Genomic DNA, 697 nt, shown 5'->3' on the forward strand with positions numbered 1-697 from the left:
ACATAGCACGGCGGACAAGGTGATCAAGATTTGCTCATTCCGACGCGCCGGCAAACAGCACGACGCCGTCACCGCCGTCGGGCGGCCAGTCGCGGGTGGTGCGATCATTGCCGCCAGTCAGCACCGCGGCGGACGCCCGCATAGATCGGGCCGGTCTTGCTGTCGAACAGCGCGATCTGGTGGCCGGTGTCCATGCCCCATAGCCGGGCCGTGCCGTCGAGCGAGCCGGAGGCCAGGCGCTGGCCGCCAGCCGATAGCGCCAGGAGGGCCGCCGTCGGCGCCCGGCTTGGTTGACACATGTCGCGCATCTGCCATGCTCGCCGAGGATTCTGGAGAGATCACGATGAAGAAGACTTACGCGAAGCCGACCTTCGTCAAGAAGGGCAAGCTTTCCGCCGTCACGGCAAACGCCCCGAGCAGCGTCACGCTTTAATCCGGCGCATCTCTGGCGGATCGCGCCGGCGCTGGAGAGCAAACTCCAGGTGCAATTGGTTTTGGGATGGCCCGAAGCAAAGAATAGGGACCCTGGCCCTTTGTCGCGCATTGTTGGGTTTATTGTTTGTTGCTTTCAGCTCGCATGGTTGACAGATGGCCGCAGTATGGCATCATCAGGCTGGGATTTTAGGAGAGTCTGATATGAAAAAGATTTATGTGAAGCCGTCGTTCTTGAAAAAGGGCCGTCTGTCGGCGGTCACAG

General features: G+C 61.1%; 2 protein-coding genes. One reads left to right on the forward strand and one right to left on the reverse strand.

The window, feature by feature from the left end; all coding sequences use genetic code 11:
- Nucleotides 1-104: 104 nt before the first annotated feature.
- Entirely contained in the window at nucleotides 105-308 is a 204-nt protein-coding gene (locus EN914_RS37335) for a hypothetical protein (protein WP_024501727.1), read from the reverse strand.
- Nucleotides 309-343: 35 nt separating this feature from the next.
- Between EN914_RS37335 and EN914_RS37340 the strand changes: the two genes are divergently transcribed.
- On the forward strand, nucleotides 344-433 hold the full coding sequence (locus EN914_RS37340) for a hypothetical protein (protein ID WP_081714185.1): 90 nt from the start codon (nucleotides 344-346) through the stop codon (nucleotides 431-433).
- Nucleotides 434-697 lie beyond the last annotated feature (264 nt).

It is taken from the genome of Mesorhizobium sp. M7A.F.Ca.CA.001.08.2.1 (assembly GCF_003998455.1).
Lineage (GTDB): Bacteria > Pseudomonadota > Alphaproteobacteria > Rhizobiales > Rhizobiaceae > Mesorhizobium > Mesorhizobium ciceri.